Genomic DNA, 5639 nt, shown 5'->3' with positions numbered 1-5639 from the left:
CTTCGCGGGCTAAATCGCGGCTCAACGGCCCGGCGGGGCTTTTACACGCCGACCTCCTGCTCGCAATGGCTGCCATTTACGGATGTCATGCGCTTTGCTGCATCAACGCTGTTGAAGCAAGCTGAAGACGCAACGTGGGGTTTTTTAGTCGCGTTCGCCTTGCTTAGGGCGCAACGTAAGATTCAGTGGGAACAATGATGAAGATTCTGCATACCGATGTTGCGGTGATTGGCGCTGGCACCGCGGGGCTCGCGGCGTATCGTGCGGCGCGAGCGGCTGGCAAACGGGCGCTATTGATCGAGGGCGGTCCCTATGGGACGACATGTGCGCGTGTCGGATGCATGCCTTCCAAACTCTTGATCGCCGCAGCCGAGGCTGCTCATCATGCTGCCCATACGGCGCCGTTCGGTGTGCATGTAGATGGGCCGATCCGCGTTGATGGGCGCGAAGTCATGGCGCGTGTCCGCCGCGAGCGTGATCGCTTTGTCGGATTCGTGCTCGAAGGCGTTGAAAACATTCCTGCCGAGGACAAAATCCCTGGGTACGCGAAGTTCGTTTCAGACACGGTATTGCACGTCGACGATCAAATCGAAATTCAGGCGGCTAGCGTGGTGATAGCGACGGGTTCGCGTCCCGTGGTGCCTGCGCCGTTCCAGGGGTTGGGTGATCGCCTCGTAGTGAACGATGACGTGTTTGATTGGGACGACTTGCCCAGCAGTGTGGCGGCCTTTGGTCCTGGCGTGATTGGACTGGAGCTGGGGCAAGCGCTGTCGCGTCTGGGCGTGCGCGTGCGGGTGTTCGGCGTGAGCGGCAGTCTGGGTGGACTGAGTGATCCCGCCGTGCGCCAGCGTGCGCGCCGCACATTCCAGGACGAGTTCTATCTGGATCCGGATGCGCGTGTCCTGTCGACCACGCGTGTCGGCGATCAGGTGGAGGTGCGCTACATCGCGTTGGATAACACCGAACGTACCGAGACATTCGATTATGCGTTGGTCGCAACTGGCCGGCGCCCGAATGTCGATCAACTGGATCTGCAAAACACCAGCCTCGTACGCGATGCGCGCGGTGTGCCGGAATTCGACCGGCATACGTTGCAGTCTGGCAATTCGCAGATCTTTATCGCTGGTGATGCGAATGCAGACGTGCCGTTGTTGCACGAGGCTGCTGACGAAGGGCGCATTGCGGGCCAGAACGCCGCGCGGTATCCCGACGTGCAGCCTGGTTTGCGACGGGCGCAGTTAGGCGTGGTTTTTTCGGACCCGCAAATCGCGTTGGTGGGAACGCCGTACAGCCGTTTACCGCAGAACGGATACGTCACGGGCGAAGTGGATTTCGGCGACCAAGGCCGCTCGCGCGTCATGCGGAAGAACAAAGGCATGTTGCACGTCTATGCAGAGATCGGCACGGGACGTTTCCTGGGCGCAGAGATGATCGGGCCTTCGGCCGAACACATTGGTCATTTGCTGGCATGGGCCGCGCAGCAAGAGCTGACGATTGCGCAAATGCTCGACATGCCGTTCTATCACCCGGTGGTGGAAGAAGGCTTGCGTACGGCGTTGCGCGATGCGGCGGCGCAATTGGCACGCGCCGATGCCACGCCGTTGCGCGCGGCTGCGTGATAGCGGATCTTCGGCGGACGGATTTAATCTCTGTGCGGCCAATGAGGCTCGGCCTGCACAGAGATGATCGCGAATGCCTATTGCAGTTTCACCTGGGCATCCGTGATCACCTGGTGCCACGTATCGAGTTCGGCATCGATGTGTTTACCGAACTCCGCGGGAGTCGACCCCACGACCTCGTAGCCATAGCCGGCCAGTTGCTGCTGTAATGCGGGCTGTTTTACCGCGTTGGCTATGCTTTTGCTGAGTTTGTCGACGACATCGTTGGGCACCCCTGCGGGAGCAATGATGCCGTACCAGCCATTGACCACAAAATCAGGCGTGCCGGATTCCTGCACAGTGGGGACTTGGGGCAATACCGCTGCACGTGTGTTGCCCGTCACCGCCAATGCCTTGAGTTTGCCGGCTTTGACCTGGGGTAATGATGTGGAAATACTGTCGAACATCAATCCCACTTCGTTGCCTATCAAGGCCACCACGGCCGGGCCGCTGCCTTTGTATGGCACATGCAGCAGCTCGATGCCGGCCTTGCGTTTGAACAACTCGACCGCCAGGTGACTGGTATTGCCGTTGCCGGCGGACGCGAATGATATCTTGCCGGGATGCGCTTTCGCGTACGCAATCATGTCGGGCAAGGTGTCGTACGGCGCTGCTGTCGGCGCGACCGCCAACAGCGGCAGATTCGCCACCCAGGATACCGGCGCGAAATCCTTGCGCGTGTCATATGGCAATGAGGAATACAGGCTGGGATTGATCGCGTGCGCGGCCAGCACCATCAGCACGGTATAGCCGTCTGGCGCCGAGCGCGCGAGCTGGGCTGTCGCAATGGAGCCACCCGCACCGGGTTTGTACTCGATGACAATGGGTTGGCCCAGTTCTTTCTGCAGCACCGCGCCCAGCGGGCGTGCCAGCATGTCCGCGCTGCCGCCGGGCGGGTAGGGGATCAGCAGCGTAATCGGCTTGTCGGGATAATCGGATGCCGCGTTCGCGATGTCGGGTGTTAGCAGGTAACTCAGAGCGCTCGTCAAGCTCAATGCGGCAGCGCCAATCAGGTGTGCCCAACGTCGATTCAGTGTCGCTGTGGTCGTCATGACGTCTCCTGCTTTCTGGTGTGTGATGAGGCTGTCGTCCTCGGATTTGCTTTCGTTACGGTCAGCGATGTCCGTTATCCAATCGCGTTCGAGCAACGTCGATCCAAGGCGTCGATCATGCTCGATATTGCACGCGATCATCGGATACGCGTTCGATGAGGCGCGGCGGGATCGGCGTGTGCAGCGTGGCTTGTGTGAAGGATTGCAGCGTGGCGGTGCTGATCCCGTCCAGAATGGCGTAGAGCACCATTCCTTGGGGCGTAATGTCGACCACAGCCATGTCGGTGTAGACGCGATCCACCACCTTTAAGCCGGTCAGCGGATAGCTGCACCGGTTCAACAGCTTCGGCATGCCTTCGCGTGTGCAATGATCCATTGTGATGTAGACCTTGCGCGCGCCTACTGCCAGATCCATCGCACCGCCCACGGCGGGAATGGCGTCCTGTGCATCGGTAATCCAATTGGCCAGATCCCCGTTGGCCGCGACCTGGAATCCGCCCAGCACGGTGTAGTCCAGATGGCCGCCGCGCATCATGGCAAACGAAACCGTGTGTTCTGAGATGGATGCGCCCGGCAAGAGCGAGATCGTCTCGCGGCTGGCGTTGATCAGATCGGGATCGGCCTGCGCGCCCTCGACAACGGCGCCCATGCCCAGAATGCCATTCTCGCTGTGCAGCACGATTTCTCGATCGGGCGGGAGATAATTCGACACTAGCGTGGGCATGCCAATGCCTAGATTGACGATAGCGCCGTCAGGGATGTCACCGGCCACGAGTTGAGCGATGTGATGGCGGGATAAGCGTTGTTCGCGTGGAGGCAATAGCGCTTGACTCATTGAGGATCCTTGGCGAGTACCACGGTCTTTACAAAAATGCCCGGGGTCATGACATGCTCAGGTGCAATGGTGCCTAGATCTACGATCTCGTCGACCTGGGCGATGGTGTGCCGTGCGGCTGAACTCATGACGGGATTGAAATTGCGCGCCGCAAACCGATAGGTCAAGTTGCCCCAGCGATCACCGAGATGGCCGCGCACCAATGCAAAGTCAGCGCGCAACGGCTGTTCCAGCACATAGCCGATGTCATCGATGACGCAAGTCTGCTTGCCCTCGGCCAGTGGCGTGCCATAGCCGGTAGGTGTAAAAAATGGTCCTAATCCAGCACCGCCCGCGCGAATGCGTTCGGCCAGCGTGCCTTGCGGCACGACCTCGAGTGCAACTTGGCCTGCGCGATACGCGGCGGCAAAGACCTCGGAATTAGGCGGGCGGGGGTGCGAACAGATGACCTTGCTCACCTGCCGGGCCTGGATGAGCGCCGCAATGCCGCGATCGAATGTGCCGCTGTTGTTGCTGATGATCGTCAAGTCCCGCGAGCCTCGTTGCAACAAGGCCTGCATCAATTGCATCGGGACACCGGCGTCACCAAACCCACCAATCATGATGCTAGCGCCGTCTTGGATGGCGGAGACGGCGTCCCGCAGGGAAGGGCATATTTTGTTGATCACCGGCTACTCCTGCTTCAGGCCCGCTTTCTGCACAATGTCTTTCCATTGCGTACGTTCACGCTCCACGAACGCCGCATAGTCTTTGGGCGTATCGCCCCCAGGCTCGCCACCCAATGCACGAAAACGTTCGGCGATGGGACCGTCGTGGATGATCTTGTTGGTGGCTTGCTGCAGTTGGTTCACGATATTCATATCGGTGCCTGCAGGGGCGAATAGGCCGAACCAAGCGGTGACGACCATGTCTTTCACGCCGGCCTCTTCCATGGTGGGAACATCGGGCAGCACGGGCGATCGTTTTGCACTGGTCACAGCCAGCGCCCGAAATTTTCCATCCTGTATGGAGCCCAGCGAGCTCGGAAGGTTGTCGATCATGAAGGTGAATTGGGATCCGAGCAATGCGGCGACAGCGGGGCCGGCGCCTTTATACGGGACGTGAGTGGCCTCGATCCCGGTGCGCTGTTTGAACATCTCGGCGGACATGTGAGGCGATTGGCCTGTGCCGGAGGACCCAACAGTGAGGGGTTCTTTTTTTGCGGCAGCGATCAAGTCTGCGGCAGTCTTGTAGGGCGATTTGGCGTTCACGACCAGGATGTTTGGCACCATGATGACCTGGGTCACGGGCGTGAAGTCGGTGGGTTTGTAGGGGAGCGCTTTGTACAGGGAATAGTTGATGGCGTTGGGCCCGATATTGCCCATGAGAAACGTATAGCCGTCATTCTTGGCTCGGGCTACAAGCTGTGCGCCAATGATCCCTCCGGCGCCGGCGCGGTTTTCTATGACGACTTGCTGTTTCAACGCCGTGCTGAGTTTTTCGCCTACGAGTCGGGCCACGATGTCTGTGGTGCCGCCTGGGGCGGCTGGGACGATGATGGTGATGGGGTGTTCGGGCCAGGCCGCGTTTGCCTGAGCGGCGCCAGCCAACGCGCACACCATCGCAAGACGTCGTACGTTCTTGATCATGAAAGTCTCCACGGTCGCCGGATGTCTTGATGTTCCGACGTTATTGGTATCTCGGTCGCAATGTGTGCGGCACGGATAGAGTGTTACCGGTGGAGCTTGTGGTGACTATTTGCTTTTGCTGAAGTTAGGGTTCGGCGGAGCAAAGTGCTTTGATTCGACTATTGTGTTTGCGGATACTGCTGTTGCTGTTGCGGGGTTGTCGTTCTTTAGGCGNCCAGCTGGAACTCACAATGAGGAAATGCCGCGGACGCTGTCTGGCATGCGTCAGGATTTTTAGCAGGTGAATCGTTGAACCACGGCTTTAGCACTGGATGTGGGCAATCTGGAGATTGTTTTGACAGCCGTCGTTAATCTCTAATGCAGCTGGCGGCCGGGGTGCGAAGGCGATGCTGGCCTAATCGCAACGGCTCGGCGCAAGACCAGGCGCCGAGGTCCCCTTCGGGGACTGCCCGCCGCTCAACGGGCC

The 5639-nt window shown here is 59.6% G+C and carries 6 protein-coding genes; 2 read left to right on the top strand and 4 right to left on the bottom strand.

Features of this window, described 5'->3' with window-relative positions; translation table 11 throughout:
- Positions 1 to 198, top strand: a 198-nt coding sequence (locus tag ACNA0J_RS05205) for a hypothetical protein (RefSeq protein ID WP_415817078.1), incomplete at its 5' end; no start/stop codon positions are given.
- Positions 198 to 1619 (top strand): dihydrolipoyl dehydrogenase, encoded by a 1422-nt coding sequence (locus ACNA0J_RS05200; protein WP_415817153.1) that lies wholly within the window; start codon positions 198 to 200, stop codon positions 1617 to 1619. The genes ACNA0J_RS05205 and ACNA0J_RS05200, both read left to right, overlap by 1 nt.
- A gap of 77 nt (positions 1620 to 1696) precedes the next feature.
- Here ACNA0J_RS05200 and ACNA0J_RS05195 read toward each other — a convergent pair whose 3' ends face one another.
- The 4 genes from ACNA0J_RS05195 to ACNA0J_RS05180 form a co-directional block, all read right to left on the bottom strand.
- Positions 1697 to 2710, bottom strand: coding sequence for a Bug family tripartite tricarboxylate transporter substrate binding protein (locus ACNA0J_RS05195; protein ID WP_415817151.1), 1014 nt, complete (start codon positions 2708 to 2710; stop codon positions 1697 to 1699).
- 115 nt (positions 2711 to 2825) lie between these two features.
- The gene (locus ACNA0J_RS05190) at positions 2826 to 3545 is read right to left on the bottom strand and encodes a 3-oxoacid CoA-transferase subunit B (protein WP_415817076.1); all 720 of its coding nucleotides are present in this window, start codon (positions 3543 to 3545) and stop codon (positions 2826 to 2828) included.
- Positions 3542 to 4213, bottom strand: a complete 672-nt coding sequence (locus ACNA0J_RS05185) for a 3-oxoacid CoA-transferase subunit A (protein ID WP_415817074.1) — start codon at positions 4211 to 4213, stop codon at positions 3542 to 3544. Before ACNA0J_RS05185 ends, ACNA0J_RS05190 begins: the two co-directional genes overlap by 4 nt.
- A 3-nt stretch (positions 4214 to 4216) precedes the next feature.
- Positions 4217 to 5173: a Bug family tripartite tricarboxylate transporter substrate binding protein gene (locus ACNA0J_RS05180; protein ID WP_415817072.1), complete on the bottom strand. Its 957-nt coding sequence runs from the start codon at positions 5171 to 5173 to the stop codon at positions 4217 to 4219.
- Positions 5174 to 5639: the final 466 nt, after the last annotated feature.

This window comes from Bordetella tumbae (genome assembly GCF_965139195.1).
Taxonomy (GTDB): domain Bacteria; phylum Pseudomonadota; class Gammaproteobacteria; order Burkholderiales; family Burkholderiaceae_B; genus Bordetella_A; species Bordetella_A tumbae.
Note: the sequence above shows the minus strand (reverse complement) of the source record. Positions and strands in the feature narration are given on the sequence as shown.